The organism is Acinetobacter sp. L-24 (genome assembly GCF_056857555.1).
Genome location: NZ_JBSXNI010000044.1, coordinates 256,851 through 271,298 on the forward strand (window position 1 = coordinate 256,851; position 14,448 = coordinate 271,298).

At 43.5% G+C, this 14,448-nt stretch carries 16 protein-coding genes; 9 read left to right on the plus strand and 7 right to left on the minus strand.

Annotation, left to right across the window (positions count from 1 at the left end; genetic code table 11):
* Nucleotides 1-125 precede the first annotated feature (125 nt).
* The 3 genes from AC13CK_RS12805 (at nucleotide 126) to AC13CK_RS12815 (ending at nucleotide 1,562) form a co-directional block, all read left to right on the plus strand.
* On the plus strand, nucleotides 126-404 hold the full coding sequence (locus tag AC13CK_RS12805) for a hypothetical protein (RefSeq protein WP_004280617.1): 279 nt from the start codon (nucleotides 126-128) through the stop codon (nucleotides 402-404).
* A gap of 87 nt (nucleotides 405-491) precedes the next feature.
* A complete protein-coding gene (locus AC13CK_RS12810) occupies nucleotides 492-1,109 on the plus strand; it encodes a DedA family protein (RefSeq protein ID WP_004731893.1) in 618 nt (205 codons plus the stop codon).
* Between the two features lie 27 nt (nucleotides 1,110-1,136).
* Nucleotides 1,137-1,562 (plus strand): ABZJ_00895 family protein, encoded by a 426-nt coding sequence (locus AC13CK_RS12815; RefSeq protein ID WP_195725711.1) that lies wholly within the window; start codon nucleotides 1,137-1,139, stop codon nucleotides 1,560-1,562.
* Nucleotides 1,563-1,633: 71 nt separating this feature from the next.
* Here AC13CK_RS12815 and AC13CK_RS12820 read toward each other — a convergent pair whose 3' ends face one another.
* The gene (locus AC13CK_RS12820) at nucleotides 1,634-2,158 is read right to left on the minus strand and encodes a YecA/YgfB family protein (RefSeq protein ID WP_004280621.1); all 525 of its coding nucleotides are present in this window, start codon (nucleotides 2,156-2,158) and stop codon (nucleotides 1,634-1,636) included.
* A 71-nt stretch (nucleotides 2,159-2,229) separates the two neighbouring features.
* Nucleotides 2,230-2,436 carry a PA3496 family putative envelope integrity protein gene (locus tag AC13CK_RS12825; protein WP_004280622.1) on the minus strand — a complete coding sequence of 69 codons (207 nt, stop codon included), beginning with the start codon at nucleotides 2,434-2,436 and terminating at the stop codon, nucleotides 2,230-2,232.
* Nucleotides 2,437-2,787: 351 nt separating this feature from the next.
* Between AC13CK_RS12825 and rpoD the strand changes: the two genes are divergently transcribed.
* The 6 genes from rpoD (at nucleotide 2,788) to AC13CK_RS12855 (ending at nucleotide 9,387) form a co-directional block, all read left to right on the plus strand.
* Entirely contained in the window at nucleotides 2,788-4,722 is a 1,935-nt protein-coding gene (gene rpoD, locus AC13CK_RS12830; RefSeq protein WP_224215688.1) for an RNA polymerase sigma factor RpoD, read from the plus strand.
* Between the two features lie 113 nt (nucleotides 4,723-4,835).
* Nucleotides 4,836-5,123, plus strand: a complete 288-nt coding sequence (locus AC13CK_RS12835) for a YbeD family protein (protein ID WP_004280625.1) — start codon at nucleotides 4,836-4,838, stop codon at nucleotides 5,121-5,123.
* A gap of 151 nt (nucleotides 5,124-5,274) precedes the next feature.
* Complete coding sequence (lipB, locus tag AC13CK_RS12840) at nucleotides 5,275-5,934, plus strand: lipoyl(octanoyl) transferase LipB (RefSeq protein WP_425878781.1); 660 nt, start codon at nucleotides 5,275-5,277, stop codon at nucleotides 5,932-5,934.
* Between the two features lie 74 nt (nucleotides 5,935-6,008).
* Nucleotides 6,009-6,542 carry a hypothetical protein gene (locus AC13CK_RS12845; RefSeq protein WP_180037094.1) on the plus strand — a complete coding sequence of 178 codons (534 nt, stop codon included), beginning with the start codon at nucleotides 6,009-6,011 and terminating at the stop codon, nucleotides 6,540-6,542.
* A gap of 1 nt (nucleotide 6,543) precedes the next feature.
* The gene (locus tag AC13CK_RS12850) at nucleotides 6,544-7,728 is read left to right on the plus strand and encodes an iron-containing alcohol dehydrogenase (protein WP_409665975.1); all 1,185 of its coding nucleotides are present in this window, start codon (nucleotides 6,544-6,546) and stop codon (nucleotides 7,726-7,728) included.
* 267 nt (nucleotides 7,729-7,995) lie between these two features.
* Nucleotides 7,996-9,387, plus strand: a complete 1,392-nt coding sequence (locus AC13CK_RS12855; RefSeq protein WP_153566830.1) for an APC family permease — start codon at nucleotides 7,996-7,998, stop codon at nucleotides 9,385-9,387.
* Between the two features lie 68 nt (nucleotides 9,388-9,455).
* Here the strand turns inward: AC13CK_RS12855 and AC13CK_RS12860 are convergent, their stop codons facing one another.
* From AC13CK_RS12860 to AC13CK_RS12880, 5 genes are all read right to left on the minus strand, one after another.
* The gene (locus tag AC13CK_RS12860) at nucleotides 9,456-9,938 is read right to left on the minus strand and encodes a hypothetical protein (protein WP_180180458.1); all 483 of its coding nucleotides are present in this window, start codon (nucleotides 9,936-9,938) and stop codon (nucleotides 9,456-9,458) included.
* Between the two features lie 89 nt (nucleotides 9,939-10,027).
* The gene (locus tag AC13CK_RS12865) at nucleotides 10,028-10,504 is read right to left on the minus strand and encodes a tRNA (cytidine(34)-2'-O)-methyltransferase (RefSeq protein ID WP_005106302.1); all 477 of its coding nucleotides are present in this window, start codon (nucleotides 10,502-10,504) and stop codon (nucleotides 10,028-10,030) included.
* Nucleotides 10,505-10,807: 303 nt separating this feature from the next.
* Entirely contained in the window at nucleotides 10,808-12,190 is a 1,383-nt protein-coding gene (cysG, locus tag AC13CK_RS12870; RefSeq protein ID WP_311203733.1) for a siroheme synthase CysG, read from the minus strand.
* Nucleotides 12,191-12,263: 73 nt separating this feature from the next.
* On the minus strand, nucleotides 12,264-13,535 hold the full coding sequence (gene serS, locus AC13CK_RS12875; protein ID WP_425878775.1) for a serine--tRNA ligase: 1,272 nt from the start codon (nucleotides 13,533-13,535) through the stop codon (nucleotides 12,264-12,266).
* A 100-nt stretch (nucleotides 13,536-13,635) separates the two neighbouring features.
* Nucleotides 13,636-14,397 carry an RsiV family protein gene (locus AC13CK_RS12880; RefSeq protein WP_425878773.1) on the minus strand — a complete coding sequence of 254 codons (762 nt, stop codon included), beginning with the start codon at nucleotides 14,395-14,397 and terminating at the stop codon, nucleotides 13,636-13,638.
* Nucleotides 14,398-14,448: the final 51 nt, after the last annotated feature.

The window sequence follows — 14,448 nt, forward strand, 5'->3', positions numbered from 1 at the left end:
TCTTACCAATTCCTTACCAAGAACCTCATTTTTTTCCAAACAAGATTGTTAGTCTAATGATACGGTAATTTACAATCTAAGTCTTTCATTATTAACTGAAATTTTTAAGTGAAAAGGAATATAAAATGGCAGGCTCACTTGCTCGAGATTCAGACAATCTGGTTCAATTTCAACCAAAAGAAAATATAAAGTTGCAACGGCTTCATCAAATTTCTGAAGAGCTTGAACAGCAATCACATCTGTTCGTCGTTATCCTGGGAACCGTTATTGGCGCGATCTTGGCGCTTTTCATTGGTTACCATATCAATACCAGCATCATGCATTTTATCCTGCTAAGTATTTTGCCGATCTGCTTGGCCTATTTCTTACGTAAAGTTTATATTTATACCCTGACGCATAGCTAATTCTGCCTGATCATTTATATTCCAAGACTTTACCGCACAAAAAATACTGCTTAGGATACAGGCAGTATTTTTTATTTTGCCAATCATATGAATCTGACCGAATGGATTATTTCCGTTATGGAGCAACTGGGCTACTGGGGCATTGCTCTGCTCATGTTCCTGGATAATGTCTTCCCGCCAATCCCTTCCGAAATTATTATGCCTTCCGCGGGCTATTCAGCCTCTCAGGGCGAGTTAATACTCGTCGGGGTAATCATGTCCGGCTGTATCGGCTCCCTGCTGGCAGCCGCCTTGCTGTACTGGATTGGCTATAAATTTAACCATGATTCTATTTTTAAATTTGTCGATCGTTATGGCAAATATTTATTTATTAAATCAGAAGATGTAAAAAAATCATTGAGTTGGTTTGAGCATTATGGTCACCGGATTGTGTTCTTTGGCCGCATGATTCCTGCGGTTCGCTCGCTGATCAGCATTCCTGCTGGCATGAGTCATATGCCCTTCTGGAAATTTATGTTTTATAGCGCACTTGGAACCATCATCTGGACCACATTTTTGGCGTGTGTCGGATTTTATTTTGGCGAAAACCAGCATTTGATGCAGCAAATTTTCAGTAAAGTCAGTTATGTGATTATTGCCATTGTTGTGGTAATTATTATCTGGATTTTCTACCGTAGACAGCAGCGTAAAAATCGTCCATCCTGAGGAAGATCCCTTAAGGAGATTAAAACGATGTCGCATTATCTTAAATATTTTGCCACCGTTTATCTGACCTTGGTTCTATTGGTAGGCATATTCATCTATGTATTCAATCTGGGCGCCATTCTGCTGATTCCTGCCCTGATTGCTTCTGCCTTTCTCAGTGCCCGATACTTTGTTAAGAAAGAACTTCGTTTGCCGACTCAGCAAGAGAAAAGCAAACTGGTCTGGGGCTCCACTATTATTGCCATGACATTCGGGTTTATCTTTTTAGTTGTGGTCATCTGGATGAACCCGCAGACAGATGAGATTTATAGAACCATCACCTATACAGGAAGAGGAACAAATTCATTCCTGGTAGCTGCAAGCATTGCCTTACATGCCTTGCTGTTTCATATCGCCTACAATGCTTATGCACGCTATAGTCTGACGAAGCGTACAGGCTTGGAAAGAAAATAGGGTCGAGTAGATCTCAAAGATGCAAAAAGGCCAAAGCTAAAAAAAGCACCCTGCGGTGCTTTTTTTATGAATTATTCTGGAGTGTGATACATCAGATACAATTCATTTAAGTTTTCTGGAATTTCTTCTGCAAGTTCATCCATTAACTGACCATTGCGACGGAAAGTTTCCATTTGTGGATCTTCATCATCAATGCCGCTGAAGACCATGATTGGCAGGGTTAAATCCACCAGTTGTTCTTCAAATTCTTCAGTAAACCAAGCGTCTTCGTTTAGGAACATGGCGTCTACAAAGCCCACACTCCAGTCACCCAAGCTTGATTCAGTATCTGCTTCTTCAATTTCAAACGGGAACGTAATCCCTTCTTCATTGGCTAAGCTTTGACGAATAGACTCTAACCATGCTTGCACCTGAGTGATGATTTCTGCAGGCACTTTCTTTTGATTACTATCAAAAAGTTCGTCTAACCATTTGTCGAATTTTGGGCCTACTGCAATAGCACATAAGAAACCATGGGTTGCCGCGAAATCTAGACCATGTTCATTTTGGTCACCATCTAGATATTCACTCAACAGGTCTAAATCTAAAGCACTCATCTAACATCCAAACTTAGAAAACCGAAAGGTTTAGCATAGCATTTATTCAGGCTATGCTAAATCCGAATTCGTTAATCTTCGTCGTCAAAATCGTCATCATCGTCGAAGTCATAGTCAAAATCTTTGAGTTCGCGCTCTAAACGACGTTGGGTCAGCAGATCATCGATCAGACGACGTTTTTCCAACGACTCTTTAGCACTGAGCTTGCTAGAAGCCTCATCGAAATTAACATCATCTTCACCGAAGTTATCATCTAGTTCAAAATCTGTAGAAGACACTAAAACTTCCTCATGAGTGAAAAATGTAAAAGGATTTAAGCGCTATTTATCGTGCCTAAAATAACAAGTCAAGTTTTATTTGGATTTTCGTATTTTTAATTTGTAATTAGGGGTTTTTTCTGTCTCAATTGTGTGCCATGATATAATCCACCCTGCGTCCTTATGTTTTTTGATTCTCCTTTTTTGAGTCATAAACAGACACGCATGGGATGAACTTGAAAACAACAAATTCACCCCCATCTTAAATTACTGAATTTCATTTTAAATATTTTATCAGACAGCTTTAATGCTGAATTCACTGATGAAATATGTAGGCTATTCACTAAATTTAACGAGCTTAAATCGTGCAGCATTGTACGGTTTTTTACTGCCACAGATTCAACGAAGAGTAAGCAAAAGATGAGCGATATGACTTCCCCTACTTCTCAAGTAGCGGCTCTGATTAGCCGAGGCAAAGAACAAGGTTATTTAACCTTCGCTGAGGTTAACGATCATCTGCCGGACTCCATCACAGAAAGCGAGCAGATTGAAGACATCATTCAGATGCTGAATGACGTTGGTATTCCGGTACATGATCGCGCGCCTGAATCTGATGATACGATGTTCGAAGATACTGCAGAAGCGGCGGATGAAGTTGCAGAAGAAGAAGCTGCAGCCGTACTTGCCTCGGTAGAAAACGAGCCAGGTCGTACCACTGACCCTGTACGTATGTATATGCGTGAGATGGGTACAGTAGAACTTCTGACTCGTGAAGGCGAAATCAGCATCGCAAAACGCATCGAAGAAGGTATTCGTGATGTTTTGCACTCGATTGCTTACTGGCCGAATGCGGTAGAAGTGGTACTGCAAGAATACAAAGATTATGAAGCGGGTGAACGCCGTCTTGCTGACCTTTTATCAGGTTATTTAGATCCTGAATCAGATGAAGAAATTCCTGAAGTTCTAGAAGAAGAAGCGGTTCTTGCTGAAGATGAGACTGACTCGAAAAAATCGACCAAAGATGTAAAACTGGACGATGATGAAGAGGAAGAAGAAGCAGATTCTGATGATGAATCAGAAGCAGATTCTGGTCCAGATCCTGAAATTGCTAAAGCGCGTTTTACTGAACTGGAAAATGCGTGGCTGAATACCAAAGCAACTATTGAAAAACATGGTCGTGACAGCAAACAGGCTGAAGAAGCTTTGCAGGCACTTGCAACTGTATTCATGATGTTCAAATTTACCCCGCGTCTATTTGATATCATTTCTGAAATGATTCGTGGTACCCATGATCAAATTCGTGGTGCAGAACGTGAAGTGATGCGTTATGCAGTACGTCGTGGCCGTATGGATCGCACCCAGTTCCGTACCAGCTTCCCGGGCCAAGAATCGAATCCAGCCTGGTTAGATGAGCAGATCGCAAAAACACCTGCAGACCAGAAAGCTTATCTGGAAAAAGTACGTCCAGACGTATTGGCCTTCCAGCAAAAAATTGCCGATATCGAGAAAGAGCTTGGCCTTGATGTAAAAGGCATTAAAGACATTGCCAAACGTATGGCCGTCGGTGAAGCCAAAGCACGTCGTGCCAAGAAAGAAATGGTTGAAGCGAACTTGCGTCTGGTAATTTCGATTGCGAAGAAATATACCAACCGTGGCTTGCAATTCCTGGATCTGATTCAGGAAGGTAACATCGGTCTGATGAAAGCCGTAGACAAGTTTGAATACCGTCGTGGTTATAAATTCTCGACTTATGCGACCTGGTGGATTCGTCAGGCGATTACCCGTTCGATCGCGGATCAGGCACGTACCATTCGTATTCCGGTACACATGATTGAAACGATCAACAAGATCAACCGTGTATCTCGTCAGCTTCTACAGGAAATGGGTCGTGAACCGACTCCTGAAGAACTGGGCGAACGTCTGGAAATGGACGAAGTTAAAGTACGTAAAGTACTGAAAATCGCCAAAGAACCAATTTCGATGGAAACACCGATCGGTGATGATGAAGATTCACATCTGGGTGACTTCATTGAAGACAGCAACATCACTTCACCAATTGATGCGGCAACGTCTGAAGGCCTGAAAGAAGCGACACGTGAAGTTCTGGAAAACCTGACTGAACGTGAAGCCAAAGTCCTAAAAATGCGTTTTGGTATCGACATGCCGACTGACCATACTTTGGAAGAGGTGGGCAAACAGTTTGACGTAACACGTGAACGTATTCGTCAGATTGAAGCGAAAGCGCTGCGTAAACTTCGCCATCCATCGCGTTCAGAACACTTACGTTCATTCCTTGAGAATGATTAAGATTTGATGCTTATTCTGGAGACTTGAAATTTGATCATCAGTCTCCATTTAAGTAGCCAAGACAAACCCAAACGCCTGCATGATTGCAGGCGTTTCAAATCAGGGGGACTACCATGTTAGACCGTACACCATCTCGTGAACTTCAAGAACATCTTTGGGTTTTCCCTATGGATTATCCGATTAAACTGATTGGCCTTGCGGGCGATGAATTGCGTCATGCTGTCATCGACATTTTTCTGAAACATTTTCCAGATTTTGAAGGTGATAGCGTCAGTATTACGCCATCACGTACTGGAAAATACCATTCCATTACCGCACAACTGCGCTTTTTGGAACTGGAACAGGTTCATGCAGTATATGCAGATTTGGCCGCTTGCCCGCTAATTAAAACAGCACTGTAATCGAAAATACAAAAGACACGCTTCCGGGCGTGTTTTTTTTATGCCTATACAGCGCTAAGATACCCATGAAATATTGCTGATCTCACCCCTATTTCATGCCGAAATCATTATAATTATGACCAGTTTTTTATAATTACCAAGGACACTTCCTGTGACTGATGTGCTGCAAAAGCCCGAGCTGATCATTCGTCAATATCACGACCTCACACCTTATGAAGATCGTTTTCTGGAAATGAAAACATTTACGGAAACCCGTGATGAACATAGCCCGGATCAATTGTGGATTTTGCAACATCAGGATGTACTGACTCAAGGTCAGGCAGGCAAACCGGAACATATTTTAATACCAAGCAATATTCCGGTGATTCAGACCGATCGTGGTGGTCAGGTGACCTGGCATGGTCCCGGTCAATTGGTGGCTTACTTCATGTTCGACCTGAATCGTCTGGGCTGGAATGTGCGCACGCTGGTGTCTTATGCTGAAAACCTGATGATTGAATTGCTAAAAAAATATGGCATTGATGCCTATGCCAAACCGGATGCACCTGGTGTATATGTGGCTGAACGTAAAATCGGCTCACTCGGTTTTAAAATTCGCAAAGGCCGTAGCTACCATGGTCTGTCCCTAAATCTAGATTGTGATCTGAGCGGATTCAACACCATTAACCCTTGTGGCTATGCAGGACTGGAAATGGTACGCATGAGTGACCTGCTCGAGCAACCACCCCAATTCAGCCAGTTGTGCACTGAAATTATTGAAACTTTGCGTCACAACGGGTACTTTAAGCAAGTAACTGTCGAGCAAAGATAAAGCCTTTGCATTTTACCCCCAAATAAATTAGAGTATTTACTCTAAACTAATAATATTGAGATAGGGATCATCACGTGATTGCGACTAAATCCGTAAAACCCGCTTTGCAGCTTGCCTATGTCAAACTCATGATGGATGTGATTGGCCGAGGTCTGGTCATGGCAAGTCAGGTGGATAAAGAAATCAAACAGGAAGTGGCCCATTTTCCAGAAAATTTCACTCTTTCCATGAAAGTCTTTCCGCATGGCCCGGCCTTTGTGGCGCGGGTCACTGAGGACAAACAGCTGGAACTGGTCAAAAATCTGGAAAAAGCACCTGATTTGATCATTACCTTTAAACATCTGCACCATGCCTTTTTGGTATTTTCTTTTCAGGAAAGTACCTCTCAAGCTTTTGCCAATGACCGTATGATTGCTGATGGCGATATTTCCAATGCCATTCGTCTGGTACGTTGCCTGAATAAAATGGAAGCACTGATTTTGCCGAAAATGGTGGCACAACTGGCAGTTAAAGAATATCCAAGCAATCTGAGCCTAAAAGAAAAACTAAGCGAAGCGAGCAGTATTTATCTGAAAATCGCTCAATCCTATTTGAAACGGAGTGTATAACATGGCTAAACCTTATTATGAATTTTTCTGTCCGGTCAAAGTGATTGCCGGTCATGCCGCGTTAGAACATATTCCGTTTGAACTTGCGACTTTGGGGGCCAAACGTCCGCTCATCATTACCGACAAAGGCGTCCGTGCCAACAATTTGTTGGCACCAATTGAAGCTGCATTTGAAATGGCAGATGCTGCAATTGTAGCGATTTTTGATGATGTACCACCCGACTCTAGCTTGGGTACAGTGCGCAGTGCGGCAAAGCTGTATCGCGAAAATCATTGCGACGCGATCATTGCTGTGGGCGGAGGTTCAGTCATTGATACCTCTAAGGCAACCAATATTCTGGTATCGGAAGGCGGTGATGACCTGCTGAAATATTCGGGTGCACATAACTTGCCTAAACCGCTGAAACCGTTCTTTGTGATTCCAACCACATCTGGTACAGGTTCAGAAGTGACCATGGTCGCTGTCGTGTCGGACACTGAAAAGAACGTCAAAATGCCGTTCGCCTCTTATTATCTGATGCCGCATGCTGCGATTCTGGATCCCCGCATGACCCAGACCTTGCCGCCACATTTAACCGCCATGACCGCAATGGATGCTATGACCCATGCGGTCGAAGCTTATACCTGCATGGCAGCCAATCCGATTTCGGATGCTTATGCCACCGCCGCAGTCAAAAAGATCAGTACCCACCTATTTAATGTGCTGGATAACCCTTCCGATGCACAAGGCCGTTTGGAGCTGGCACAGGCATCGACCATGGCGGGAATTGCATTTTCCAACTCGATGGTTGGCATTGTGCATTCACTGGGGCACTCATTGGGTGCAGTGGTACACCTGCCGCATGGTTTATGCATGAACTTATTCCTGCCTTATGTGCTGGAATACAACAAAGAGGTCAATGGCGATAAAATCGCAGATCTGCTCCTGCCTTTGGCGGGTGCCGATATTTATGCACAAACGCCGGCGCATCTACGTGCTGACAAAACCATTGCGACGATTCTGACCATGCGTGACCGCATTTACAGTCTGACCAAATTACCACGCACATTACGTGAAACCGGTAAGATTTCTGAAACCCAGCTCGATGAAGTGGCAGAGAAAGCCCTGAATGATGGTTCCATCATTTATAACCCGAAAGAAGCCACCCTGGAAGATTTAAAATCTATCTTAAAAAAGGCTTGGTAATTACTGAAAAATAAGCCAATATAGCCAAAATTTCAGCCTGATGTTTTTTTAAGCATCAGGCTTTTATCTTGCATAAGAAAAAATTCGATTTCTTTTTTTGAATGGCACATTTTATGCAGGACAAAAGTCAAAAAAATAGCTAGCAAAAGCCGTTCTTTTCAAGTAGATTGGCGGACTTTTATAGAAAACTGTAGGGGGGATCGTTCGTCTCAAACGATCCTTATAAATATGACTGATCCTTGATCAACGATTAAGAGGATAACGCCGTTGACTAATATCTCTGGGACTCAATCGGCAGCTAAACTGCAAAAAACGCTGGGACTCTGGCACATCATTATTATTGGTTTAGCTTATATTCAACCCATGACCTTGTTTGATACATTTGGTCTGGTATCTGAAGAAAGTAACTTCCACGTTCCCACCTCTTACATTTTTGCACTGATTGCAATTTTGTTAACCTCCTTGAGCTATGGTCATATGATTCGTCGCTACCCTTCTTCGGGTTCGGCCTATACCTATGCGCAAAAATCCATCCACCCGAACGTAGGTTTCATGGTGGGTTGGTCATCCTTGCTGGATTACCTGTTATCGCCAATGGTCAATATCATTCTGGCGGTGATTTATCTGGAAGCACTTTTCCCAGACATGAACCATTGGGTTTGGGTCATTGGTTTAACCGCCTTTATGACCGCGATTAACCTTCGTGGTGCGAGATTTGTTGCCAACTTCAACAGTATGATTGTATTCGTACAATTGGGCGTCATTGCATACTTCACCTGGATGGTTTACCAACTTCTGGAAGGTGGCGTGAATGCAGACGGCACACTGGTCGATGCAAAGTATCAACTGTGGAGTTTAGAGCCATTCTGGAATGAGTTTACTTCTGTTGCTGCCCTGATTACCGGTGCAACCTTACTGTGTTTCTCATTCACAGGTTTTGACTCTTTAAGTTCTCTTGCTGAAGAAACCAAAGATACTGAGAAAACCTTACCTAAAGCGATTTTCTTGACTGCATTGTTGGCAGGTATCATCTTCATCATTAGCACTTACTTCATGCAGATCTTCTTTCCGAATGATCCAAAAACTTACTTTGAAGATATCGCTGCAACACAGCCTGATATTTTACAAGCTGTCGGTGGCGTGGCGTTTAAAACAGTCGTACTTTACTTCGCAATTGTGACAGTAATGGCTTCTGGTATTTCAGCACATGCGGGTGTATCTCGTCTGATGTACGTGATGGGTCGTGATGGCGTGATCAACAAGAAGATCTTCGGTCATATTAGTCCGAAAAACTACACACCTTCATACAACATCCTGATCGCTGGTGCAGTGGCTTTAACTGCTGGCTTTATGGATCTTGATTTTGTGGTGTCATTGATCAGCTTTGGTGCCTTAACGGCATTCAGTTTCGTCAACTTGTCGGTGATTTCACGTTATGCATTACGTGATGGTCGTACCAAGAGTGCCAAAGAGATCATGAACTTTGTCGTGGTTCCTTTACTTGGCTTCATTTCAGTCTTTGCATTGTGGTTAGAAGTCGATGAAGCTTCGCTTAAATACGGTCTGATCTGGGCATTTGGCGGTATCTTGTACTTAGGTTATAAAACCAAAGGCTTCAAGCACCCTGCTCCTCAGCACAATGAATTTGATGAAAAATAATGTCGTTCTAATTCAAATAAAAAAGGCGCTTCATGCGCCTTTTTTATGTTTTTCATTTTTTGATTTAACTAACGTAGATAACAATCAAAACCCATCTGGGTATTAACCCGATTATTTTCATAACCTAGTTTTTCAATAAACAGACTGCGATTAGACAATAACTTTTGCTCTTCCGGACCTAAACGGGCTCTATTTTTGATAGCCAGTTGATACATTTCATCTACGACATCCTGAAAAATGTCACAGACTTCTTCACGCTTGGCTGGCTTTAATTTACGCCCCCGCCAGGTCCATTGAAAATCATCTGAATTCAGGCTCTGCCCCCATTTTTCAATACGCGCATCTAAGCGTTTTTGCATGTTAAGCAAACCCTGCTGTATTTCTGCCTGAGTAATGGGCTGAACTTCCTTTGTTGCCGATATGGCGGCTCTGTCCTCTTCCGCACTGACGGAAGCCGCAATAGTTTCAAGGCAACATGCGATGACAAGTTTTAATAGAGGCTTCAAAGCAGCACCTTTTGTTATATTTGATGAAGTTATAAACTCAAGCATACAATGAAGTGAAAAGCAGTTTATCTATTTGTTACACAAAATAAAAAAGCCACCCAAAGGCAGCTTTTAGAATCATCACAAATTTCCGCTTAAAGCGTTTTAAAACCTTGCTGACGCCAAGCTTCGTAGACAATTACTGCAGTGGCATTCGACAAGTTCAAACTTCGGGAGTTTTCTGCCATCGGTAAACGAATCCAGTGCTTTTGCGGAAACATCATACGAACATGTTCAGGCAGACCACGAGTTTCCGGACCCATTAACAAGGCCACAGGACGGTTTAAATCCGAAGTATGCGGTGTTTCAGAACCTTTGGTGGTCAATGGATAGATTGCATCCAGCCCAATGCCTTTGCTTGCCAAATCGGCCAGACAGTCTTCGATGTTTTCCCAAATCTGCATATTGGCATATTCGTGATAATCCAGACCGGCACGTTTCAGCTTTTTGTCATCCAACTCAAAACCCAGCGGCTTGACCAGATGTAACTGTGCTCCTGTATTGGCACACAGACGAATAATATTGCCTGTATTTGCAGGAATTTCAGGCTCATATAAAACAACGTGGATCACAGCTTACTCACTCAATATATTTAATTCAGACACAACATTCGCCTTGCGCTCGGGCAAAGCAGTGCTTTGCTTATCCTCTTACTTCAGGCCTAGCCTTCGCCTTGCGCTCGGGCAAAGCAGTGCTTTGCTTATCCTCTTACTTCAGGCCTAGCCTTCGTCTTGCGCTCGGGGCAAAGCAGTGCTTTGCTTATCCTCTTACTTCAGGCACAGCCTTCGTCTTGCGCTCGGACAAAGCAGTGCTTTGCTTATCCTCTTACTTCAGGCACAGCCTTCGTCTTGCGCTCGGGCAAAGCAGTGCTTTGCTTATTCTCGCTCATGCCATTGCAATTGTTCACGTAAGCGTACAACTTCACCAATAATGGTCAAAGTCGGGGCTTGAATCTGATGTTCGGACACTTTGGATGCAATATCAGCAAGCGTTCCTACTACAACTTTCTGTTCAGGCGTCGTACCTTTAGAAACCAAGGCCACTGGCATGTCGGCTCGCTGACCATGAGCGATTAATTCTGCACAGATTTTCTCCAGTCCAACCAGCCCCATATAAAGCACTAAGGTCTGGTTTTCATAGACCAACTCACTCCAAGGCAATTCTGGCGAACCTTCTTTTAAGTGCCCGGTCAGGAAACGCACACTTTGCGCATAATCACGATGGGTTAATGGAATACCGGCATAGGCTGAACATCCTGAAGCTGCGGTAATCCCTGGAACCACCTGGAAAGTAATTCCAGCAGCAAATAGCTCTTCAATCTCTTCACCGCCACGCCCGAAGATAAATGGATCACCGCCTTTCAGACGACAAACCCGCTTTCCTTCACTGGCATATTTCACCAACAAGGCATTAATTCCATCTTGCGGAACCGCATGATTGGAACGTGCCTTACCCACATAGATCTTTTCCGCATCACGACGACATAGATCCATAATTGGTGCTGAAACCAGACGATCGTAAATCACCACATCGGCTTGCTGCATCAAACGTAAGGCTTTTAAGGTCAACAATTCTGGATCACCCGGACCCGCACCGACCAAGTAGACTTCACCTTTTGGCTTTTGCCACTCTTGTAATGCTTGCTCGATCAGGCGATCTGCTTCCGCGATATTGTCGTTGAACACCTGTTCTTTTAGCGGACTGGCATATAAATCTTCCCAGAAAATACGGCGTTCATCCGGATTGACTATTTTAGCCTTAACCGCACTGCGCCATTTTCCTGAAAACTCAGCCAGCTTGCCCATTCCATGCGGAATAGTGGTTTCTAGCTGGGTACGAATCTGGCGGGATAGCACCGGTGAAGTACCGTTACTGGCTACAGAAATAACTAACGGTGAACGGTCAATAATCGCAGGAACCATAAAGCGGCAATGCGGTGGATCATCGACGCTATTGACCAGGACATTTTCCGCTTCACACAGTTCAAAGACCTGACGATTGGTTTCCGCATCGTCAGTTGCCGCAATTACCAGTCGATATGGACGTAATGCAACTTCAGGATGAAAAGCCGCCTGCACATATTGTCCTTGGCTATTTTGCACAATTCGCAGCAGACTCTCTTCAATTTCAGGCGCAATCACATGAATGATCGCACCTGCTTTTTGAAGTAAAAGTGCTTTACGGTATGCAATATGTCCACCACCGACAATCAGACAAGGTTGCTGTTGCAACTTTAACGAGATTGGAAAAATATCCACGAACTACCTCAAAATTTTAAATCTGACTGTCTATGCAATTTTCATGCACATTTAGGGATGCTGAGATCGACAATTAGTCGATATAAGTCGCACCACACATATATGGACGTAATACTTCAGGAATCTCAATGGAGCCATCGGCACGTTGATAGTTTTCCATCACTGCAAGTAAAGTACGACCCACGGCCAGACCTGAACCATTCAAGGTATGCACAAATTCAGTTTTCTTCTGATCAGCACGGTAACGCGCTTTCATACGACGCGCCTGGAAATCCCCCATGTTTGAGCATGAAGAAATTTCACGGTAGGTATTTTGGCTTGGTACCCAGACTTCCAAGTCATAAGTCTTGGTCGCACCAAAGCCCATGTCACCACCACAAAGTAAAATTTTACGATATGGAAGTCCGAGTGCTTGCAAAATGCCTTCAGCATGGCCAGTCAATTCTTCAAGCACTTGCATCGAAGTTTCAGGTTTTACAATCTGAACCATTTCGACTTTGTCGAATTGGTGCTGACGGATCAAACCGCGGGTATCACGACCATAAGAACCTGCTTCACTACGGAAACATGGTGTATGCGCTGCATATTTCAATGGCAGACGGTCTGCATCAATAATTTCATCACGTACGAAATTCGTCACTGGCACTTCAGCAGTTGGAATCAGATAAAACTCTTTTTCGCCCTGCAGCCTAAACAGATCTTCTTCAAATTTAGGCAGCTGACCAGTCCCACGCAATGAATCTGCATTGACCAGATAAGGCACATAGGCTTCGGTATAACCATTTTGATCAGTATGCGTATTTAGCATGAACTGGGTAATGGCACGTTGTAAACGTGCTAATGAACCTTTTAGTACACTAAAACGTGAACCGGTTAATTTGGTCGCGGTTTCAAATTCCAGACCGCCCATCATTTCGCCTAGATCCGTATGATCTTTGATTTCGAAATCAAATTCACGCGGTGTACCCCATTTCAGGATTTCCACGTTATCACTTTCGTCTTTACCTTCAGGCACAGCTTCATCGGGCAAGTTTGGAATAGACAGTAATTTTTCTTCAAGCTCAGCTTGCAGTTCAGCCAGTGCTGCTTCAGCCGCTTTGATTTCATCACCAATCGCAGACATGCGTGTCATGATTTCAGATGCGTCGCCACCTGCTTTTTTAATTTGACCGACTTGTTTGGCACCGGCATTACGTTCAGCTTGCAGGGTTTCTGTCTTGGACTGAATCTCTTTACGGCGTGCTTCTAGGGACGCCCACTCTTCAACATTGAGTTGAACACCACGTTTTGCCAAGGCTACATTTACAGCCTCAATATTATTTCTGAGTAATTTCGGGTCGATCATAATCAATCTTTGCAGAAGAAAAAAACTGGCTATAGTGTAAGCTCTTAACGTCAAAAAATACAGTGACCCTGACCCTAGCTGCGTCCTATTAGCACAATATTTAGGAAGCTGTCTGCTGCAAAATGGCTAAATATTCAGGGCGAATCACTTCATTTAAATCCGCATAGGACACTTTTAATTCAGGCATTCCTGTTGCTGCGGGAGCTAGTTCTCCTGCCGGATACACCATCACCAGACCTGTTGTATCAAAATAATAGTTATCACTCAGTTTTAACTGCTGTTGTTGAATCCTTTGCGCATTCAGCCATTGAGTATTGGCTTGATACATTGCATTCAGCAGTTTCTGCTCACCGCCATTTAATAATAGTTGAGACAAGGCCAAACGCTTTCTCTGCTTTAGATCAAAATTGATATATTCCACATGTTTCAGAGAAGCATTTTTACTCCTCGCCAGATTGGAGCTTTTTAAGGAAAAAGTCGCCAAATAAGCACGCTGACCAATAAATTCTACCTTGATAAAGCGCTGATCCAGATAATGCGGCTCATCGGCTTTTTTAGGATTTTTCTGGGTGACCTTGGTGAATGCAACAGGTTCGGTATGCTGAATGCGCTCAATAAAATATTGATCAATCCAGTCAATATTACTGTCCACCGTTTGTAGATCGAAGCGTACGCAACCTTCCAGTTCACACACCACTTTGGCTGCCCCTTTCACAGGAACGGTCTTGGCTTCAATTTGCGTAATCCGATCTGCTTGCGCGAGCGTTGCCACTGAGCTGGAGTGAGGCTGACAACCCATCATACCCACAGTGAGTAACAAGACAGCGTAAATTTCAGCAGTTTTCAATAGATTAATTTTCATCCTGAGCTCCCAAAATTTTACAATTTCATTGACTCGACTTTTATTTATTCT

Excerpts from the sequence above, each read along its gene's own strand:
- serS (WP_425878775.1), bottom strand. The coding sequence starts at position 13,535 with ATGATCGACCCGAAATTACTCAGAAATAATATTGAGGCTGTAAATGTA.
- AC13CK_RS12805 (WP_004280617.1), top strand. The coding sequence starts at position 126 with ATGGCAGGCTCACTTGCTCGAGATTCAGACAATCTGGTTCAATTTCAA.
- AC13CK_RS12860 (WP_180180458.1), bottom strand. The coding sequence starts at position 9,938 with ATGCTTGAGTTTATAACTTCATCAAATATAACAAAAGGTGCTGCTTTG.
- AC13CK_RS12810 (WP_004731893.1), top strand. The coding sequence starts at position 492 with ATGAATCTGACCGAATGGATTATTTCCGTTATGGAGCAACTGGGCTAC.
- AC13CK_RS12880 (WP_425878773.1), bottom strand. The coding sequence starts at position 14,397 with ATGAAAATTAATCTATTGAAAACTGCTGAAATTTACGCTGTCTTGTTA.
- AC13CK_RS12850 (WP_409665975.1), top strand. The coding sequence starts at position 6,544 with ATGGCTAAACCTTATTATGAATTTTTCTGTCCGGTCAAAGTGATTGCC.
- AC13CK_RS12820 (WP_004280621.1), bottom strand. The coding sequence starts at position 2,158 with ATGAGTGCTTTAGATTTAGACCTGTTGAGTGAATATCTAGATGGTGAC.
- AC13CK_RS12815 (WP_195725711.1), top strand. The coding sequence starts at position 1,137 with ATGTCGCATTATCTTAAATATTTTGCCACCGTTTATCTGACCTTGGTT.
- AC13CK_RS12835 (WP_004280625.1), top strand. The coding sequence starts at position 4,836 with ATGTTAGACCGTACACCATCTCGTGAACTTCAAGAACATCTTTGGGTT.